Annotated in this window: 14 protein-coding genes; 10 read left to right on the top strand and 4 right to left on the bottom strand. The window is 44.4% G+C overall.

Annotated features, from left to right (window positions below; genetic code table 11):
* Nucleotides 1–40 precede the first annotated feature (40 nt).
* From QUA44_RS06125 to QUA44_RS30645, 3 genes are all read left to right on the top strand, one after another.
* Nucleotides 41–1,750 (top strand): relaxase/mobilization nuclease domain-containing protein, encoded by a 1,710-nt coding sequence (locus QUA44_RS06125; RefSeq protein ID WP_333249029.1) that lies wholly within the window; start codon nt 41–43, stop codon nt 1,748–1,750.
* A gap of 384 nt (nt 1,751–2,134) precedes the next feature.
* The gene (locus QUA44_RS06120) at nt 2,135–2,497 is read left to right on the top strand and encodes a hypothetical protein (protein ID WP_333249026.1); all 363 of its coding nucleotides are present in this window, start codon (nt 2,135–2,137) and stop codon (nt 2,495–2,497) included.
* Nucleotides 2,498–2,580: 83 nt separating this feature from the next.
* Complete coding sequence (locus QUA44_RS30645; protein WP_445243638.1) at nt 2,581–2,844, top strand: GIY-YIG nuclease family protein; 264 nt, start codon at nt 2,581–2,583, stop codon at nt 2,842–2,844.
* Nucleotides 2,845–3,137: 293 nt separating this feature from the next.
* Here the strand turns inward: QUA44_RS30645 and QUA44_RS06115 are convergent, their stop codons facing one another.
* Together QUA44_RS06115 and QUA44_RS06110 are read right to left on the bottom strand one after the other, a co-directional pair.
* Entirely contained in the window at nt 3,138–4,184 is a 1,047-nt protein-coding gene (locus QUA44_RS06115; protein ID WP_333249024.1) for a Fic family protein, read from the bottom strand.
* A gap of 74 nt (nt 4,185–4,258) precedes the next feature.
* Nucleotides 4,259–5,332 (bottom strand): hypothetical protein, encoded by a 1,074-nt coding sequence (locus tag QUA44_RS06110; protein WP_333249021.1) that lies wholly within the window; start codon nt 5,330–5,332, stop codon nt 4,259–4,261.
* 241 nt (nt 5,333–5,573) lie between these two features.
* Here QUA44_RS06110 and QUA44_RS06105 point away from each other — a divergent pair, with 241 nt between their 5' ends.
* A complete protein-coding gene (locus tag QUA44_RS06105) occupies nt 5,574–6,197 on the top strand; it encodes a siphovirus Gp157 family protein (protein WP_333249018.1) in 624 nt (207 codons plus the stop codon).
* 235 nt (nt 6,198–6,432) lie between these two features.
* Here QUA44_RS06105 and QUA44_RS06100 read toward each other — a convergent pair whose 3' ends face one another.
* A complete protein-coding gene (locus QUA44_RS06100; RefSeq protein WP_333249015.1) occupies nt 6,433–6,651 on the bottom strand; it encodes a hypothetical protein in 219 nt (72 codons plus the stop codon).
* A gap of 189 nt (nt 6,652–6,840) precedes the next feature.
* On the opposite strand from QUA44_RS06100, the gene QUA44_RS06095 reads away from it, so the two are divergent.
* From QUA44_RS06095 to QUA44_RS06085, 3 genes are all read left to right on the top strand, one after another.
* Entirely contained in the window at nt 6,841–10,377 is a 3,537-nt protein-coding gene (locus QUA44_RS06095) for a hypothetical protein (RefSeq protein WP_333249013.1), read from the top strand.
* Between the two features lie 415 nt (nt 10,378–10,792).
* Nucleotides 10,793–13,195, top strand: a complete 2,403-nt coding sequence (locus QUA44_RS06090) for a hypothetical protein (protein WP_333249010.1) — start codon at nt 10,793–10,795, stop codon at nt 13,193–13,195.
* Nucleotides 13,196–13,331: 136 nt separating this feature from the next.
* A complete protein-coding gene (locus QUA44_RS06085) occupies nt 13,332–13,946 on the top strand; it encodes a hypothetical protein (protein WP_333249009.1) in 615 nt (204 codons plus the stop codon).
* 107 nt (nt 13,947–14,053) lie between these two features.
* Here QUA44_RS06085 and QUA44_RS06080 read toward each other — a convergent pair whose 3' ends face one another.
* Complete coding sequence (locus tag QUA44_RS06080) at nt 14,054–14,317, bottom strand: four helix bundle protein (protein WP_333249006.1); 264 nt, start codon at nt 14,315–14,317, stop codon at nt 14,054–14,056.
* A 43-nt stretch (nt 14,318–14,360) separates the two neighbouring features.
* Here QUA44_RS06080 and QUA44_RS06075 point away from each other — a divergent pair, with 43 nt between their 5' ends.
* The 3 genes from QUA44_RS06075 (at nt 14,361) to QUA44_RS06065 (ending at nt 19,788) form a co-directional block, all read left to right on the top strand.
* On the top strand, nt 14,361–17,564 hold the full coding sequence (locus QUA44_RS06075) for a hypothetical protein (protein WP_333249004.1): 3,204 nt from the start codon (nt 14,361–14,363) through the stop codon (nt 17,562–17,564).
* Nucleotides 17,565–17,683: 119 nt separating this feature from the next.
* Entirely contained in the window at nt 17,684–18,679 is a 996-nt protein-coding gene (locus QUA44_RS06070; protein WP_333249001.1) for a hypothetical protein, read from the top strand.
* A gap of 23 nt (nt 18,680–18,702) precedes the next feature.
* Nucleotides 18,703–19,788, top strand: a complete 1,086-nt coding sequence (locus QUA44_RS06065; protein WP_333248998.1) for a hypothetical protein — start codon at nt 18,703–18,705, stop codon at nt 19,786–19,788.
* Nucleotides 19,789–19,854 lie beyond the last annotated feature (66 nt).

Below are 19,854 nucleotides of genomic sequence, written 5' to 3'. Positions count from 1 at the left end.
CCTGAGCAATCGATTCTGTGCAACTGACGGCTTTTTGGTTATGATTGGCAAACAAATCAAAGGTACAGGCTTTCGAGGCTGTCTGAACTACGTGCTGGGCAAAAAAGACGCCGCTCTAATTGGCGGTACTATGTGCGGACAAACTCCAGAAGAACTGGCTGCTGAATTTGGCATCGCCCGACAACTAAGACCTAACCTGAAAGTAGCAGTTTTTCACGCCACTTTATCTGTTGCAAGCACTGAAAAACTAGAAGATTCTGAAGAAAATGACCAACGCTGGCTGGCGATTGCAGCCAACTACATGAAAGCGATGGAATTTGACAATAACCAGTACGCAGTTGTCAAGCACAGCGATACAGAACACGACCACATCCACATCGTCGCCAGTCGCATTTGCCTAGATGGAGGTGTTGTTGACGATAGCTGGGATTATTACAAAAGCCAAGAAACTATTCGCCAACTCGAACGGAACTACAGCCTGGAAACTGTTACACCCAGTTGGGAAACAGACAAGCGAGCTCAGACTACAGGAGAACACAGGCAATTAAAAAGCAAGGGAAACAAGAGTGTCAGGGTGCAATTGCAAGACCTAATTGATGAAGTTACCCAAGACAACCCAAGTATGCCAGAATTCGTTGAGCGGTTGCAGCAACAAGGCGTAGAGGTGCAAGTCGGATTGACTCGAACTGGCTTCAGTAAAGGCATTTCTTACAATTTAGATGGAGTCGCTTTAAGTGGTACTCAGTTGGGTAAAGCCTACACTTTTTGTGGATTGCAGAAGCATCGAGGCGTTAGCTATGACAAAGGGCGAGATAACGCCCTAATTGAGGCTTTAATGCAGCCACAACACTTAGCTATCGCCCCCAGCGAGGCACAGGAAAATGAGTTAGAGTCGTCACAATCCGAGTTAGTAGCAACCCTATCTGCAACAGCAAATGAGTTAGAGTTGCCACAATCTGAGCTAGAAACAACTACACCTGCAATTCCTGCAACACCAAATGAGTTAGAGTTGTCACAATCCGAGTTAGTAGCAAGCGCACCTGCAACTCCTGCAAGAGCAAATAAATTAGAGTTGTCACAATCTGAGCTAGAAACAACCGCACCTGCAATTCCTGCAACAGCAAATGAGTTAGAGTTACAACTGTCAATCCTGCCTGAAATGAATGAAACTCAGTGGCAAAAAGTCCGATCGCATCTAGCAGTCGAGTACAGTTTACCTTTAGAGTTACTCGATTTATTGCACTCTCATTCTTGGCTGTATGCCGCCTCTGAAAAGGCTGTCTTTACGGCACGGACGCTTGACGGGGAAGCCCGGTTCGCTTTTGTTCTCGATGAAAGAGGCAACTTTATTACAACCCATCCCCTATCATCTGAAGCTGCTTTCTGGGTAGCCACTACTGGAGAAATTGAGCGAGCTGTGATTGCCTGTAACCCAATCGAAGCCCTTTCAATTTTGCTTATTGAACAGGATAACTCTACAACAGCACCAGCGACACTTTACCTAGGAATTGAACGAGCTTCACAACTGCCGATACAATTTTTACAAGAACTCGATAGCGTTATTATAGCGATGGCAGAAGAGTCTCAGCTCGCTCGAAATGCGAGCGCGCTGCTACCGAATGCAAAACTTGTTAATCCACAGTCAAGTTGGAATGATATCTGGATACAATTAATTGAGCAAGAACAGCCAACTCACAAACAAAATAACCAACAGTATAAACGGCGCACCCAAGATATCGAACTGGATTAGTTATTGCCACTTAAAATTTTGACTTATATTAAATAAAAGCGCTAGCTAACAAATTTCATGGTTTCGACATAAATTCCTGGGTAGTTCTGCCATATCAGGGTTTTGATAACGGTGGGTCAACCGTTTTATCCCCCCAAGTATCCTTACTAGGTAGGACTACCAATTACTGATTACTGCCACTAATTATGACAGCTTTTTTAACGTATTTATCAACTATTTTGGCGTAACTATTAAGTAAATTGAGACGGTGCTTGCTCAAATAATTTGTGAGTCAACATGGGTAAAAATAAATTATTTATACATTTTATCGTACTCACTAACATTTACGAAAAAACAAATTTATGAGCGCTGTCGCGCCAAAAAATAAAGTATCGGAGATAAAAAATGGAAGTATCGCAAACCAACACCTACTACTTCAATAATTTAACCTTGGTCCACCAAACAGAAAACCAACTGTACATTATGGGAAGGCAAACAACACTGGTCTTAAATTTTCAACAAACAAGCTATCAAACGCTCGACAAAATAATCCACGCTCTACGACTTTTAAGAGACAAAAAAGTCCTAGACAGAAAGTCAATTATCGAGCAAGAGCTGCTGGCCTTAAACTTCCAATTCCCTCTCGAAAGCAGTAACCGTAGCAACAACGACACCAACAATGGTAGTAGCAATGGTAGCAGCAATGGTAGCAGCAATGGTAGCAGCAACGACAGCAACAAAAACTGCGAGCTAAAAATCGACTGGTAATTCAATTATGCCGGAGAGACAAGTTTGTTTCTCCGGCCGCCAATAGCAAACATTAAAACCACATTCAAAAATGGCAAACTTTCATGGCAGGATACGTGTATCTTCTGCACTTTGAAAAGCCGATATGTTCAACTCATCCAGCCCAACACTACGTCGGCTGGACAAAAGATTTGGACGAAAGGCTTTGGAAACATAAAAAAGGCAGAGGTGCTAAATTTTGCGCCGCTGCCCGAGAACGCGGAATAAACTTTGTCTTGGCAGAATGCTGGGTTGCAGACAAAAGTTTTGAAAGGAGAATCAAAAGGTCAAAAAATCACAAACGTTTTTGCCCTCTGTGCAAAAATTGAAAGGAAAAATCAGCTTTTTTGTAGGAAATGCAATCCCACTAGGACGAAATATAACAGTTTTCAAACATTGTGAGATACAGTTGACCGATTACCTTTTTCCCATTACCAAGAAGCCAATTTTCCGATCTACACCGCTTTCATGAGCTTGCATAAATAGTTGCAACTGGGTGTTAAGTTTCGTACTTAAACTCAACACCCAGTTGTTTGTGCGTAATTCCTGTATCTATTAGACATCTCCCATAACGGTGGAACAGGCCCAACGGCCTGTTCATAACTGTCTTTTTGGGAGATATCTATTGCTTTCGCCAATGCGCCTCCACCCCTCGTCCCCGACATTCCAAACGCCCAGCATCTCTCTCCCGGCGCAATAAACGCCGAATCAAATCAATTCCCACTGTCGGACACCTTTCCTGCAACTCTCTAATTGAAAATTCTTGAGGCAAATTGTTAATCGCATCAAATACAATCGCCGTTTTAGTTCCTTTTGCGGATGTAACATATCCCACCCGCTGCTCAAACTCCCGATAAGCTGATAGCAGCATGACTCCCAAGAAATACTCCCACCAAGGTAACAGGTTGTGCTGCCCTTCATGCCATCCTTGGGAAGATTGGTAAAGCGTATCGTAATAGCTTTCCTTAGTTCTCTCCACAATCCGTTCCAAACTAATAAATCGCCCCACCTCATAACCGGCTTTGTAAAGCAGCAACAAAGTGAGCAACCTTGCCATCCGCCCGTTTCCATCTAAAAATGGATGAATGCACAAGAAATCTAAAATATAAGTTGGAATCAGCAATAAAGGTTCTATCTCGCCCGATTCCCAGAGGCGATTAAACCGTTCTTGCAGGCGTTCCATTGCCGCAGGAGTAGCATAAGCGGGAGTAGGTTGAAACCTCACCACTTTAGTCCCGTCAGGATAAGTAGCGCTAATTTCATTATCCACTGTTTTCCAGCGGCCGCCTGTATTAACAGCAAATTGGTAAAGGTCGCGGTGCAGTTGTAAAATGACACCTGTACTAAAAGGAATGTGGTTATAACTGGTGTGAATTGTAGTTAGCACGTCCCGATAACCCGCAATTTCTTGTTCTGAACGATCGCGCGGCGTTGTTTTTTCAGTTACTAATTTCTTAATCCGTTCTAGCGGCACAGTAATGCCTTCAATGCGGTTAGAAGATTCGGTACTCTGAATAACCGCAGCTTGGCGCAAAGTGCCTAAAACTTGTGGGGCTTGTTGTTTGAATAACTCCTGCTTTCCCTTGTATTCTCCAACTAAGCGAATCGTTTGCAGAAGTCTTTGGTTGAGCTGTTGACTTTCAATGAACCCCTCTTCAAATGACAGCATATCTATTTTATCTCCTTTGTATTAATTATAAACATTTATTGCAGTCAATAAGTCGGATATTGCGTGCGCTCGCATCAAAACTTTGAAACCAGATCGCAAGCAGAACCGACACCAAATCCAGGTAAATAAGTAAGGCGATAGTTGCTTTTAGCCATAACCCTTGCCTCTCTTGTTGTCCAAGGTTTGACGCTTAGCAAATCGGGCTCAGTTTCCAGTTGCTTTAAATAAGAGCGATCGCCCGTTACAAAGGCGATCGCAATCGCCAAGAACTTGCAACAGCTCAAAGGAGCCTGAACCACCTGCTTTTCAGTAAACCTAACCACAATCCAATTCCACTCTAAGAATAATTGATTGCGGCGCATATCCCTGTCAGCATCGCAGCAGTGAGTGGGCTTCTTAGATTTGCCAGCATAAGGTTCATCAATCTCGACATCAATTCCGAGTCCAGATGGAGTGTGAATTACAGTAAAATCTGCTGAATAGCTCCTCTGAGATAACGGAATTTTAAACTCTGCTGCTTGGACAACTTCCTCGAAATATTGCTGTAAGTATTGCAAAAAGCGTTGTTCACTCACTCCTTGCCGAGCTTGAGATGTGCCATTAGGACTAACGCGAAGTGACATCAAATCCTTGAGCAATCGATTTCTGGAATCTAACTCAAGTTTTGCGCTTTTTAAACCTGTCTGCAACCCTTCTTTTTCCACCTTAAAATTAGAAAATTCTTGCTGTTTATTCGAGGATAAATGTTGATGGAATAATATATTTTGTTGCTTGTACTCAAGAATTTGCTGTTTATACCTGGATAGCAGTTTTTGACGGCAACCAAACACATAACTATAAGCAGCCACAATTAAACATGAATAAGCAGCTACTACCAACAGCATTTCCCACCACAGCCAACCCCAAGAAATAGCTAATAGCGGAAGTGCGATCGCACCATAGAGCCAAAACACCCAAATTAACCACAGCAACTTGACAGGTAACACCACAGGTGGTTGAGGCGGAGTCAGCAAAACAACAGGTTGCTCGAATTGTTGAGTTTCTTGAAGTTGGGATGAGGTGGCACAACTAGAACTTGCCTCTGGCAAAGGATATTGATGGCAGAATTGCATTACCACTTTTGGGTAAAAAACTATAGGATAATTCATAACTTTAAATACTCCTTTTTTTAAGAGCGCGGTCGCGCTATTTTTAAGAAATTTTTTTGAATTGTATGCAAAAAATCACCCAGTCAAGCTCACAAAATTTAACTCATTCTCAACCAGGTAGCCAGATTCAAAAGGACCCACAAATCTCTCTTAAATCCGACGCGGCAACAATAGCTGCGCTTACTCAACTCGAAGAACGCCGCGATTATTATCACACCTGCATCAACGGAGGATACTAAGCATGAATTTAGCCACAGCGACGCTTGCTCAAAGTTCAATAACTGCGGCTCAAGTTTGGCATCAACTAGAATCAGCAGAAAGCTCAGAAGAAATTGACCAACTGCTGCAATCCCTTTGGCAAACCCAAGAAACCCAGGAACTTGCTGTTGATGCCCATGCCGACTTAGCCGACCAAATTGATGCCGAGATTGCAGGAATTACAGCCCGGATGCAGTATTTGATAGAACTGCATTCAAGAGCTCTCCACAAACTCCAGGGGTGGAGAGAGCGGTTAGACAAAACCGTTCTCTACTTCAACGAGTGCGGCGTGTTAACTTCAGAAGTTATCGGCAAACACCGCCGCATTACTGTTAAGGAAAATCCGCCTACCTGTGAAATTTTGATTGACCCATCTCAACTGCCAGAACCCTATCGCCGAGTCGAAACCAAAACCGTAATTTCTGCCGACAAAAAGGCGATTTCAGACGCTTGGAAACAAGGAATGCCTGTAGATGGCACTAGGGTTTTCCGCAAGCGCAAAGTGGTTTACAGCTTGCTTCCCGGTAACAATTTACACTCTCTTCAAGCCAACCAGACGCTTGAGAGTCGTTCTTCGGATAAAACGCAGTCCAAAAAACGGCGTTAGCCATCTTTTTAGGTGTCAGGAATACCTTGGTCTGACACCTAAATTATTAGACATATCCGAATTAGACACCTCCGAATTATACCATTTCTGAAAAGTCATGCAACAGTAGCAACAGTAGGTTGATTTCGTGAAATAAACCCAACGATGCAAATTGTAGCAAGACTTTTTAGAAATGGTATTACAATGTGACACGTTTGTTTTGTAAGAGCGAAGACTTAATTTCGGTCGGTATCTCTTATAAATCAATCCAGTATTGAGGGTTCTCCACTTGTTCTTCGGTGACGTTGAACAACGTTGATGCTCTACCTTTAATAACCCCGTCAGCATCAAAACTCAAACCGCCAAACTGCTGACTGTTTTCACCTTCTCCAAAAGCAACGCGGGCAAGTGCATCGCTATCAGAGAAATAATCCCGTTGGCTTTTCATAGCCGTAGTTGTGCGAACTACTTTCATTTTTTTTCTCCACATTGGGATTGTCATTCTGATTGTAACACGCTACTTCTTTCTTCTAAACCCCTCCAATTGGAGGGGGTGAATATCACTCAGTAGCAGGAATTTGTGAAGGAACAACCTTGTCAAAATCTGGACTATTGCTGTGCGTAAGTCCTAACAATGTAAAAACTCTAATTCAGGAGCTAATCAATGAGTAGAAGAAAACTTACCCCAGAATATCGCTCCACAGAATGGGTAGCTGGGGAAGGACTAAAAATCCCAGTCTTTGATATGTCCTTGACTGACGGTAGAGTAAAGGGGCGGTACCAAGCTGAATCAGAAGTGCTGCGTAACTCCCTGCTTGAACTGCTTTTTGAACCTGAAGAATTAGCATCCCTAACCATCGTTAAACCCGACCAAAATGATAGCAGCTTCGACCCTCTCAAAAACATCGATTTCGGAGATGGTATTACCAGAAGAGTGGCTTTCAGCTCCGGCAAAAATGTGTACTTTGCAGACATTGAACTCTCAACCAAACTGTTGAGCGTATTCAAAACCCAACCCGACCACGCCTGTCGTTACGGCTCACTGTTAGTTAGCAGTTGCAACCAAGGAGCCAAATTGTTAGATAGCTCCCTTGACGGCGAAACCTTGCGACTCAAAATTGTTGATTCTCAAAGCGATGACCAAAGTGAAAAAGCGAAAGCTCATAAGTGGCAAACCGGAGACTGTCACGGTAAAATTTCACCGGCACTAGCCCAACAATTAGGAGGGAATTACAACCGACCTTTTCAATTCAGATTTGCCTGGATGCAGGAATGGGGACAAGAAGACTGCCACACTCCAGAAATTAGCTTTCTTGCCAAAGGAACGCTGTTGCCTGATGCTAATTTAACCTCCGACTTGGGTTATGATATCATCATGGATCGCTCCTCTATCAAAGGAGTTGCTAAAGAGCAATTAGCTGAACTTATCCCCTGTGGCGACTACGAATTTCCCAAAGCTATACTGGGAAATCGAGGCAACGCCAAAGTAACTGAATACGAAAATTCCTGGCAATTTTCGATTTGGTATTCCGAAGCAGCTATTCAGGCTGACATCGCCACACCAACTAAAGCTGAAGCCCAAAAGCTAGCTGACTTGCAAAACAATCGGCTGCAACTTGCCAAATACTTAGTGGAGCAGCACGACAAAAAAGCTGCTTTTCAATCTAGCCTTCACGAAGACAGCAGCGGATTAGAAGACGAAACAGATGAAAAAGCCCAGCGCAACGAATCCCGGCTAATTTCAATTTTGAGGAACGACAAACTCGGTCAACTCCTCGACTTTCCCAAAGTCGTCGATTTCATGCAAGAACAACTGGCTAAAAAGTGGAAAGACTTAGCAATTAAGGGAGCAATTCATCACGGTTCAGCAATGGCTCAACCTTGTGAAAGCCTCAAGCCCGGTACAATTGTTGCCCCCCACTTGCGACACGGCACAGAAGTCATCGTTACCCGATACCCAATTGTCAGTAAAGATAACATCCGCCGCTACACAGTAGACAACAAAAGCCATGCTGAATTAACGCAGTACAAAGGGTGTGTTTTCATTCGCTCTGACCAAGCCATGCAGCATCATCAATGCGATTTTGACGGCGATCAATTAGTGATTACGCCTGCTTCCCGAATGCCCAACATCGCCTCTGAAACCAGGCACGCTAATCAAGAGAATGAGTACGATGCTGTTGAGAAGCGAGAGAAAGTTGACTACACTAAAGCTACCGATAGTGATGGCGATCGCAAGTATACCAAATTGCGGCAAATTGCCGTAGCGATCGCCCAAAATAAAATCGGCTGGGTGGCTACCTTAATCGGGAGAGTGCAATCGTCAGCAGCAGAACCGGGACAGCCAGAAAGTTTATTCAATCAACAGAAGCGGCAGCTTCTTGGAAAGCTATTTGATGCCCTGCAAATTGAAGTGGACAGCCCCAAAAGTGCTACTCGTACCGAAGACCACCACCCCACCTTATTGTCCAAGGCTAAGCAGTGGTCAGAACAGCACCCAAGCTACCTATTTGATTACAAAGACGACCCCAGGCTTTACAAAACGGTGCCATTACCTATAGGAGACGGCACCGCTATCAATTGCATTGCTAGGGAGGCTGTTAATCCAGAGTGGGAACCGACTCGTCTAAAAAGCCGCCACCGCGACGAGTTTCGCTACTTGTTTGAGTCTCCTTCTGACTTAGATGAGCGAGAAAAATGGGAGAAACATTATGTCAGGTGGGCGCAAGATATTAAGGAACGCTATCGAGAAAGGATGGGTGAAATTCACTTGGAGTGCGGCGGCGATTCTAAGGCAATTAAAGAAGCCGTCAGCAAGTTATACGAGAGCTTAAGAGCCGATGTGACCGAAGCTTTTCCCAACGCTGAAGAAAGGTTTTTAGCTGCTAGTGCTATGTGGCACGTCGAAACCGCAAATCCCAACTTAGAAGTTCCTCGCAAAGCTTGTAAGGAACTTTCTCGCCAACTGCTGATTGAATTCAACCTTGAACCTGAGTACGAGCGACTGCACGAAGCAATGCCAAAAGATACTTACGTTTTGAGCGTCCCTTTCGAGGAATTTGAACGGGACGGCAGCAATAAGACTGTCAGGGATAAGAAGCGACACCCAGTTGGCAAAGACTTAGCTGGACATTGGAAAGAATTGTTAGACAGCAAAGGCATTAAATATGAAGCAACTTTGCATTCGAGCCTGCCAATGGTCAATTTTGCCTTAATTGAACCCAGCGACAAACTGGTGGGAATTCTTGAGAAGAAGTTTTGCGAAAATGTCAACGACATCGACAGTTTAGACTTAACTTACCGCGATGGTCTTGGTCGCACCAAAGATGTGAGTTCACGTATTGTAGCTCCTGCTGATTATACTTGGCTTGAGTCCCAAAACCAAACACCTAAAGCAGCATTGGTTCTCAATTTGTTTACAGATGAAATTTGCCAGCAGTTGCAAACCTTTCAGTTTGACAGAGCTGAACTGATTGGACAGAAGTACAATGACTTGAAAGATGTTGACTTTAGCGCTCCAAAATGGAGGCAGAAAACATTGACTTTTGAGGTGGGTTCTGTTAGCGGTACCGATTCAAGGCGCGACGGCAGCCCTATTGTCCTCCTTGACGGACAAGAATTAGCTATGTTCTCTGCTAATTCACCTAAATTGCCGATCGGCACTACCTTTGAGGCCACTATTGAACCCTCGCCTAAAGGCAGCGCTCTGATCTTAAACATCAACCCTAGTTCCGTGCGACTAATTGAATTAGTTGAGGAACTTGCAGAAGTCGCGCCAACCCCTTGTCAAGGGCGATCGCAATCCGTATCCCCAACCCCTTGTCAAGAGCGATCGCAATCCGTATCGCCAACCCCTTGTCAAAACAAACCGCCGTCTCAATCCCAAGACATTGCTGCCAGCCCCGCCTACCTCTCACAATTGCTGAAAGATGCGATTTGTGAAGCATATAACCAAACTGGAGAAACTACAATTCCTGTGGGAAACTGGACAGCTTTTATTAGCAAATCTCGCAATAATGTTAGGTGTTTAGTCAGAGATGAAACTGATAATCCGGTCTTAGCTGCTGACTTGAAAACAGGTCAAATTATTAAGAAGCTTTCGGAAAATAGCAGCGCTCACTTTCTCAAATATCTCTTAAAAGTCGATGCTGAATTAGCTTCGGAATCTTCAAAATTTAGAGTTGCCGACGCACAACTTTAACGTAATTTCGGAAGTCATATTATGTCCGCTAACTAGACCGTAATTGCAATTCTATTACTTTGCTATGGCGAATTGACAAATACCGGCTCATGCAAATCATAGAAAAAGCGCAAACCTTTTCAATGCGTGTTGCCTAAATGTATCTTGCTTATCGGAGGTCAAAGTCGAATGAGGCAAGAAAAGACACATTCGACTTTGACCTCCCTTGAGGACATTTGTACAACACACATTGAAGCTTGCGGTTTTATAGGTATTTTGACGGACATGATATGACACTTCTTTTGCTCCCGCTTAACCTTCCCCCTCCGATTGGAGGGGGTCACTTTAACTCTCCAAAACCGCTCTTTAGAGTGAAGTCACTAGCCACACTGCTCGAATTTCATGGGAAATATCCACTCACCCCGCCACAAAGATTATGCCCACAAAAACAGCATCCCGAAGCCGAAGCCAGGGAAATTACATCACCCCTAACACAGCGGAGGGCAAGAAAATCCTCAACTATCTAAGAAATCGCTGCGAGAAAGCTTTAGATTACTGCCAGGAAAATGGACTCACCAGCGTAGAAGATTTTGCCGATGCAATTGAAGAACTAACGGAAGCCGACGGCAAACCTGGCATTAGCGTGGAGGTCAAGCACAACGGACTCGTCCTCAGTTTGAGCGATCGACCTGAGTACGGCTCTACCACAGGAAAATACATGATGGAACACTTGGGAGAGCCGGACGACAACCGATTTACTAAAACAGGAATTGAAGCATTACTCGATTCGCCTCGAACTAAAACAAGGTCTAAAAAAGACAATTTACTAGATGAATTGGATGATGAGCAACCCTCCCCCAAGTCTAAATCTAAAGCTGCAACTAAGTCTAAAAAAGACGATTTACTAGATGACTTAGAGGATGAGCAACCCTCGCGTCGATCGAAATCTCAAACGGCAAACAAGTCTAAAAAAGACGATTTGCTAGATGACTTAGAAGATGATGAACCATCGCACAGATCGAAATCTAAAACCAATATCAAATCCCAAAAAGATGAAATAGAAAATTCGGATGACGACGAGCCATCACCCAACTCTCAAACCAAAAGAAGATCCCGAAAAGATGACGTAGAGGAGTTGGAGTCGGAAGAACCACTGGTTAAATCTAAAGCCTTAAGCCGCTCTCCGAGAGATGAACTAAGTGAGTTAGATGAGTTTGAACTCGAAGCACCTAAACCCAAAGCTAAGTCTCAAACTAAAAGCCACATTCAAAACTCTGAGCGAGAAGATTTGGAAGAAGAAGAATTATCAGCTAAATCCCAAACCAAAAGAAAACTTCAGACAGATGAACCGGTAGAAATTGCTGAATCCTTAGCAGTCACACCTTCCAAAACCAGAACTAGCCAACAGCGACCTCAAGGCAAAAAATCAAACGACCAGAACATCGATAGTATCCTCGATGCTGCTGTACAAGTCAGTGGTAGAACAGCCATTTCTGGAAGTGAGGTAGAAGGTACAACTGTCAGCGGCATGAGTGCTCAAGTTGCGGTTCTCGCTACTCTGATTGGCAAAAAAGCAGCTTCTCAAATTATAGAAGCTGCTCTTGGGGCTGGAAAAGAGCGCCAAGTTGCCGATATTGTCAAAAGGCTCAAAGCTCAAAGCCAACGGGCTGACTCCCTCTCCCAGCGAGTTACCAACTTGGTTGAAGCGGATTCAATTGCAGATGCAACGGTTGAATCAGAAGCTTTACCAATAGCTGAACCGGAGCCCGAACCGGAACAAAACATCTTACCTGAACCCGATGCCGAACTTGTGTCAACACCCGGTATGCTCTTAGCTAAAGCTGTTAACAAAGTCCACGGAAAAGTTGATAAAATTTCCGGCAGTGTGAGAGACAACAATTCTGAAAAAACGGCTTCTATTAAAATTGACACAGAGGCGAGTTTTGAAGAACAACTCGTACAAATAAATGAAGCACTCAACCGACTTGAAAAGCGACTCGATACCCTAGAAGAGCGAATAGAAGCTTTAGAGAACAAACTTTCTCTTCAAAGCGAGACAGGCGTTCAAGCTGCGGATGCAAAAGTAGAACCGCCCGACAGCTCGACTCCATCCCTCAGCGACCAATTCGTACAAAACGCAACAGAAATAGGTGAAACAATTTCATTAGAATCAACAATCCCAGCTAGCAGCGCTAACGCTACTGCTAAAAAAATCACTGTGACAGCCCAAAATCTTACTCAGGACTCCCAACTTGCAGCAACACTGGCAAAAATTTACAGCTTAGCTGAAGAAGAAGCAAATGCGGAAGGCATTGGATTAGAAGATGGGGTTGATTTGGGAGAAGCCAAACTTTATGTAACAAATTTTGACTCCTCTACCGCTATCAGCTTAAAAACGAAAGAAGGCGAGGAAATGTTCTCAGCAGTACAGGATAAAACTGGAGAGTGGAAAGTGACAAACGACTTCTTGAAACCTGAAGAAAAAGAAGAACTCGACCGCTTAAAAATTTTTCAACAAGCTGTCAACCAAGAACGTTTAGCTGAAATGGTAAAGAGAAGCAATCAAGATGAAGTGAGCTTTACCGATTCCCAGGGCTCGCGCCTCGACTTTGAAGTCGAATTCAGCGATAAATCCAAGTCGAAGGGTACTGTCAAAGGCTTTAATTCTCACAGCGAGATAGTTTTTGAGGCCAGCCTCCAAAAAGGTAATGTTGAGGTACTTTTGTGCGACATTCCACCAGAAGTAGTAGAAAATCTCCTATCCCAACAGCAACTTGCTCAAAACCAGAACTCCAACAAGCAGGAAGCGAGAAAAACTGAGGCCGAGATGGAAATTTGAAATAACTTATTTCACTTGCACCCTCCAAATGGAGGGGGTCATTGTCACTCTCAAGAATCACCGTAATTGGTGATTTTGCGGGCATTAGATGCAACTAAAATTGGCATTAAAGCACTAATTTAATCGAGATAGTGACATGGCTACTTACTTAGAGCAGACAAGAACTGAACGAAATCGCAACTCATTATTACGCTGGTTAAAACAACAGAAAATTCAAGTGGGCGACATTCCCTTCCTCGGCATTTGCCTAGCCTCACTCATCTACTTCAGCCTTCACGACCCGCTCCTAATAACAACTTTAGGCTGCTCCAGCATAGTCTTTTTGAGTTGGTGGCACACCGCTAAAGCAATCCCAATTGTAGAGCGATATATCGGCTGCAAAATTCGATTTTGGCACATTACCACTGCCATCATCACCTCCACTGCACTGTGCTCCGTGCTCGATTCCCCCGCCAACGCCATCTTCCTCTCCGGCTTAGAAGAATTTATGACAGAGCTAGCAGAAGGAGCCTCTTCAGCGGGAGGCGAAGCCATTGATGCCGAGGTCATCGAACTGATTTTTAACCTCATTCGCGGAGCATTTCTTTTATTAGTAGCATCCGCGTCTCTTTTTGCTTACAACCAAGCGCAACAAGGCAATGACTGGCGACCAATTGTCACCCAAGTCGCCTTAGCTTTTGCCATTGTAATTGCCATTGATGTAATAACTTTCCTCTTCGTTGGCAATGGCGGTGGCGGAGGTGGAGCTTAGGGAAGAGTGGGAGAGGGGGAGAGGAGGAGAGGGGGAGAAGTTTGAAAACTTGCAACAACCCGATAAAAACTAGAGGGCTTCAACATCAGCTTCAGCTTCAGAATCACTTAATTTGGATACAAAGCTCCTTCATAACGCCGTTTACGCCATGCCTCAGACAAATTGGCACAAACAGAACGCGAAGACCGACGAATTTGATCGGTCAATGAATATCGTTTCTCAACAGGAAACTTTTTAGAGAGTTCAAAAATCTGCATAGCCACATCTAATGCAAGTTGATACACTTCTAAATTTCGGTGGGATTGAATTGGTTTTCTGTTCATTTCAAACTCTAATTTCTTAACTCCACTTTCTATTATCCCCTCTCCCAATCACCCCCTCTCCCTCTCCCCCACTCTCCCCTCCCCTATTACCATGCTTAAAGACCCAGATAAAGACTTTATTTCAGTCAACAAAATTATTGGCAAACAAGCCAGCATCGGTATTATTCCATCGGAACAGCTAATTCCGTGGATGCTAATCACCGTAATTTCCTACATCCTCACCAACGGCTTACTCAGCTTAGGAATGCCTTGGTTTTTCACCACTACTTTCTGGCTAATTGTAAGCTGGTGGCTCCTGACAGGTAACAAACCTCACCTTTTTGTAGACAGGTTTAGACCTCCGCCGGGGAACGAGTGGTACAACGGCAATCTTTTATACCTTTCTCCCCTTCCCCAACACCGACCAAACCCGATTCGCCACCGAATCAGCGATTCACAAGTCCGAGTCAAACTTAAACCCAAACTTGCTCCCAATCAACAAGGAGGTAACAGCCGACTTATGCCCTTCCAAAACTACCAAAACCTCCTGTGTTTAGTCACTATCAAAAAGGATGGTCGAGAAGTTTCTGGTTACTTACTGAATGAAGGCAGCCAATACCAAATTGTATTCGGATTCGAGACGGCTGGCTTTCACAACATCCTGTACCGCCATGAAGTAAACAACGCAGCTACCGCTTTAGAAGAGGGACTAAAAGACATTCCCCTAGGCGAAAAAATGACCTTTCACACCGGCTGCTACAGCAGCGATTGCCTTCGTCAGCAACAGTTAACTGAATTGGCTGACAACTGTCACCTCAAACCCATTTCTGTACTCGTTAGGAACGAACAGAAACGCATTCAAGAACTAAACTTAGCAGGCTCCAGACAAATGTGGAACCAAACTATTTTCTGCACTTGGACATTCGACGCTCAATCTGGCTCCAAATCCAATGACCCTCTGAGTAAATTCATCAATGGAATTATCAACACAGCCAACAGCATTGCTGCACAATTTACAGGCAACCAACGCATCTACTCTGAACGCTTTTACAAACAACTGCTGCTCGACGCTTTCGAGCAAGGCTACATCCGGTGGGAACTCTTGCTAAACACCAAAATCGGACTGGAAATTCAACCCATGAATGCCAAAACACTGTGGGGGTGGCTGTGGCAAAAATTCAACAGCGCACCCGTACCCCCTATCCCCCAACTTCTCACCTTAAAAGAAACCGCGTCGGACTACAAACTAACCGAAACCATCAACAGTCACAAACACGCCTGCACCATTTTAATTGAAGGTATGAGCGGCCGTTCGAGCTGCCCGGAACACAGAAAAGCTAGCTCACGCATTTTGCTCCCCGGCAGAAACGCAGAATGCGGCGTGCTAACAATGGAAGAGGGCCCCGGCGGCTGGCTCAATACCAGAGAGCAACTGCAATGGCTCTGGAAAATTATGAGTAACAGCTACGTCCGCGACACTGAAGCCGTTGTCGAAATTAGCGCCGCTCCCAACTTTATTATTCAAGACAACTTAGCAAGGCAAGCTAAACAATCTAAAAGTGCCAAAAAACGCGCTTTAGAAAAAGGTCAAGGTCGCGATGTAGGAGCAGAAGTCAAACAGGAAGAATCCTTTGAAGCCCAGAAAAAAATGTACAAAGGTGCAAGAGCAATTCACGCTGCTGTCACCTTCTTAGTCTACCGACCAACGCCGGAGCAACTAACACACGCTTGCCAAATGCTCTCCCACAGCTTCGGCTCTGCCAAGGTATTAAGAGAGCGCAACATTGCTTGGCAACTGTGGCTAGAAACTTTGCCCATTACTGTAAGCTGGCTGTTGCACAGCAGTTCGCTAATTAACGAACGCCGCCTCACCTTAGACACCGAAACTGTCCCCGGTATTTTGCCCTTAACTGCTGTTAGAGATATCGACTCAAAAGGAGTTGAATTCATCACCAAAGGCGGCAAACCCGTGTACGTTGACCTCATGCACAACCAAACCAGCCGCGCCGTTATAACAGGTGAATCCGGTTGCGGTAAAAGCGTTGTAGGATGGCGATTTGCGGTCGATGCTTTAGCCGCTAATATCCCAGTAGTGGGTATGGACATCTCAGCAGGAAGCGGCAGCACCTTTGAGACAGCAGTGAAACTGTTAGGCGACGACGGTGCGTACTACGACATCACCTCTGGCAGCTCGAATCTACTCGAAATACCCGATTTGAGGCGTTTTGACAGAGAAGAGCGATCGCGCCGATTAGACCAATGGAAAGAGTTTATCAGAAAAGCGCTAACTATTATCAGCATGGGCAAAGTCCACGACCCCAAACTAGCGCAGCGAGTCGATGCCATTTTGCTCCTCACTCTGAAAAAGTTTTTGGAAGACCCAGAAATTATCGAACGCTACAATACTGCCTTTGAAAAAGGCTGGAAATCTCCCGAATGGCAAGAAATGCCAACCCTTACAAACCTCCTAAAGTTCTGCACAAAAGAGCAACTCAATCTGCAAAACTTTACCGACTTAGACCGCATTGCCATCAACCAAATTATCACTCAATCGAAGGCTTTACTCGCCTCACCTTTAGGGAAAGCCATTGGCAGACCCAGTACATTTTCACCCGAACCCGCTGTTAAGTTTTTTGCCCTTAGCGGCCTGGGCAACGAACAAGACCAATACTTGATGGCAATTAACGCCCATGCTGCTTGCATCCGCAACGCACTTTCTCACCCTAAAAGCCTATTTATCGGAGACGAACTTTCGATTTTGTTTAAGAAAGACGGATTTGCTGAAGTAGTAGGCGAACTCTGTGCAGTGGGTAGAAAGAATGGCATTTCAGTGCTCTTGCTATCCCAAGATATCGACAGTATTTGCGACTGTAGTGCGGGAACTATGATTATGCAAAACATGGTGTATCGAATTACCGGAAGATTGACATCAAACGGAGCCACTTCTTGGATCAAAAATTTGGGATATCCGGCTGAAATTATTAGCCAAAATGCCACAGAAGCTTTCCTTCCCAGAGCTGCCGACCTTTATTCAAATTGGCTAATTGAAAAAGGAGGTCGTTTCTGGCAAAGCCGATACTATCCAGGCGAAATGATATTAGCAAGTGTGGCTAACAATCAAGCTGAATTGATGGCTCGTGCGCGAGTTATGGCTCAATATCCCAATACGCTAAAAGGGCAATTGCTAGCACTAAAACAATTTGCCTCTGAATATGTACAAGCCGTTAAAGAAGGACGTTCATTAGCCAATATTGGCAAGAATGCAGTCACCGATATCAAGGAACACAAATCCCATCAAGACCTCATGGCTAGCTAGAACGTTTGGGGGATTGAGAAGTAAGTTGATTTTTGCCATATAAATTATGTAGGAATTGGTTGAATTAAAGTGATGACAATTTTTGCTCAAATCACTGCAAGCATAACGGAGAAAAACCGATGAAATCACCGAAATTTATTGTCAAACTTGCCCTCGGCATTCCTGCAATTTGGCTGAGCTTAATACTAAATTCTGTTGAAGCAAAAGCTCAAACCTCTGACAGCAATCCGACTGCTACACAGCTTCCAAGCTTAAGCAATCCTAACAGCAGCACTTTCAACCGCTCCAGCTTCACAATTCCCAATCAACAAATAGAAAGCCAAATCCAACAATCAGCTAATAACTTCTTGAGCAACCCGAAAGAAATAGGAGGTATAGAAAACACAATTAGCGACATAACAGGCGAAATTTCAGATACCATCTCCACCATCTCCGACAGCATCTCAGGCATCTGGGACAATTTGTTAAATAAAGTCGAAAAATTTAGCAGTGAAATAGAGTCAACCCTCTCTTCATTCCTAGGAGAATTGAAAGTTCCAGACCTAAAAGAAGCAGTTAAAAGCATAATGGACGGCAACACCTCCGAAAGCGAAGGGACAAAACTATCTGCTGCTTTAGAGAAGAGACCGCAAGATTCTTACAGCCTCAAAGAGAATACCGCAGAACTCGCAGAAAGAGAAAGTGCTGTCAGTGAAGCCAATAAAGCCACTCTCAGTAAAGAGGCTCAACAAAAACAAGCTCAGATGAAAGAAATTGTCCAGCAAAACGTAGAGCAAACTAATCGCGAGAGCCAAAATTCAATGGAATTGGGTGCTGATTCCGAAGGTCAAGATGTCACCCAGAACATTATGAGAAACATATCTCAACAAAGTGCGATCGCAGCTAAGCAAGCAGCCTTATCAGCAGAAAATCAAAGTGCCTTAGTCATGCAGGGCCAGCAAGCTCAAATTGATCGCAGTTTTGCCAACATTCTCAACGCTCAACAAGCTGAAGAACTCAACGAAATTAACACAGCCCAGAGACGGCAGGATGCTGCGGCTGCTACCGCTTCTTCTACTCAAGCCGGACTGTTTCAAATGCCGGGAGGCATCACCCTGGGGGCAAGCGAAGACTGAAATCACAACAAGGAGACACCGCGATGCTGACACAACTAATCGCCCAAACTAGCACAGCAGGACAAGCCCTGGACACTCTATCTGATGCCATAGAAGTCTCTCAAAAAACCGTCGAATCGTGGAATTTAGTTTGGTTTAACACCTTCAACACTCAAGAATCCTCTCTCTGGATTGCCTTAGTTAAGCTCGGACTAATTCTGGCGGGAATATCTGTTACTTACCTCGCTGTCACCAGTGGCAAAGAAATCATCGAAAAACAGTCTTGGTCAGAGCTAGTAGCCATGTTTATCTGGCCACTCGTAATTGTAGTATTTCTCAGCAACAACGGTAAAGTCTTAGCTGAGAGCATCAAATTCATCAAAGCTGTAGGCAGCACTCAAGTGCAAGAAATTATGAAGATTCAAGTCGGAGAAATGACCTTCAGAACTGCCCTGAGCGACGTTAACCTTACCAGTGCTGGCAAAGAAGAGATTGAAAAACTCTACAGCGAATGTCAGGGCAAAGTTGGATCAGCTTTAGTGGAATGTTGGAACAGCAAAAAACAGCCAGCTCAACAAATCCTCCAGGCAGCCGAACAGCAAAATGGAGGACCTCTCAAAAGCTTGCAGCGATTTGTCGAAAACTTAGGCAATGTTGCCAATCTTCAGGATATAGGAAATGGCGATTTTGCAGGGCAAGTTTTTAGGTCTACTGTCTTGCCCATCATTCGCTTAATTCTTAGATCGGTACAGTGGGCATTTGTCAACATTTTAGAAGCAGCATTGTTGCTAACAGCTCTATTCGGACCGATTGCAATGGGCTTGTCGCTATTGCCGCTGCAAGGAAAACCAATCTGGGCTTGGCTAATAGGATTTATGTCATTATTTGGAGTGCAATTGGGGTACAACATCGTCGTTGGATTAGTCGCTGTAGTGATTGTCAAGTCCGATGCAGAGTTAGTTACAGATATCGCCTTTTTATTCTTTTTAGCTGTGTTTTCTCCCATTCTTGCCGTGTTAATAGCCAAGGGTGGAGGAACTGCTTTGTACAGTGCGATCGCCAATAGCACCAAACAACTTACAGATATTGCCAGTAACGCGATCGGCGTTATTGCTGGAAAACTGATCTAGGGGAAGGGGAAGGGGAAGGGGAAGGGGAAGGGGAAGGGGAAGGAAATTGTGATAGATTTTTCTGGG

The sequence above is a fragment of the Microcoleus sp. N9_A2 genome (genome assembly GCF_036701775.1).
Lineage (GTDB): Bacteria > Cyanobacteriota > Cyanobacteriia > Cyanobacteriales > Microcoleaceae > Microcoleus.
The sequence above is the reverse complement of the archived record's forward strand: the minus strand, read 5'-3'. Positions and strand labels throughout refer to the sequence as shown.

Bases quoted from the DNA above. Each gene is read 5' to 3' on its own strand.
- QUA44_RS06075 (WP_333249004.1), top strand. From the start codon at position 14,361: ATGCTTAAAGACCCAGATAAAGACTTTATTTCAGTCAACAAAATTATT.
- QUA44_RS06110 (WP_333249021.1), bottom strand. From the start codon at position 5,332: ATGAATTATCCTATAGTTTTTTACCCAAAAGTGGTAATGCAATTCTGC.
- QUA44_RS06095 (WP_333249013.1), top strand. From the start codon at position 6,841: ATGAGTAGAAGAAAACTTACCCCAGAATATCGCTCCACAGAATGGGTA.
- QUA44_RS06065 (WP_333248998.1), top strand. From the start codon at position 18,703: ATGCTGACACAACTAATCGCCCAAACTAGCACAGCAGGACAAGCCCTG.
- QUA44_RS06085 (WP_333249009.1), top strand. From the start codon at position 13,332: ATGGCTACTTACTTAGAGCAGACAAGAACTGAACGAAATCGCAACTCA.
- QUA44_RS06090 (WP_333249010.1), top strand. From the start codon at position 10,793: ATGCCCACAAAAACAGCATCCCGAAGCCGAAGCCAGGGAAATTACATC.
- QUA44_RS06115 (WP_333249024.1), bottom strand. From the start codon at position 4,184: ATGCTGTCATTTGAAGAGGGGTTCATTGAAAGTCAACAGCTCAACCAA.
- QUA44_RS06070 (WP_333249001.1), top strand. From the start codon at position 17,684: ATGAAATCACCGAAATTTATTGTCAAACTTGCCCTCGGCATTCCTGCA.
- QUA44_RS06100 (WP_333249015.1), bottom strand. From the start codon at position 6,651: ATGAAAGTAGTTCGCACAACTACGGCTATGAAAAGCCAACGGGATTAT.
- QUA44_RS06105 (WP_333249018.1), top strand. From the start codon at position 5,574: ATGAATTTAGCCACAGCGACGCTTGCTCAAAGTTCAATAACTGCGGCT.
- QUA44_RS06120 (WP_333249026.1), top strand. From the start codon at position 2,135: ATGGAAGTATCGCAAACCAACACCTACTACTTCAATAATTTAACCTTG.
- QUA44_RS30645 (WP_445243638.1), top strand. From the start codon at position 2,581: ATGGCAGGATACGTGTATCTTCTGCACTTTGAAAAGCCGATATGTTCA.
- QUA44_RS06125 (WP_333249029.1), top strand. From the start codon at position 41: ATGATTGGCAAACAAATCAAAGGTACAGGCTTTCGAGGCTGTCTGAAC.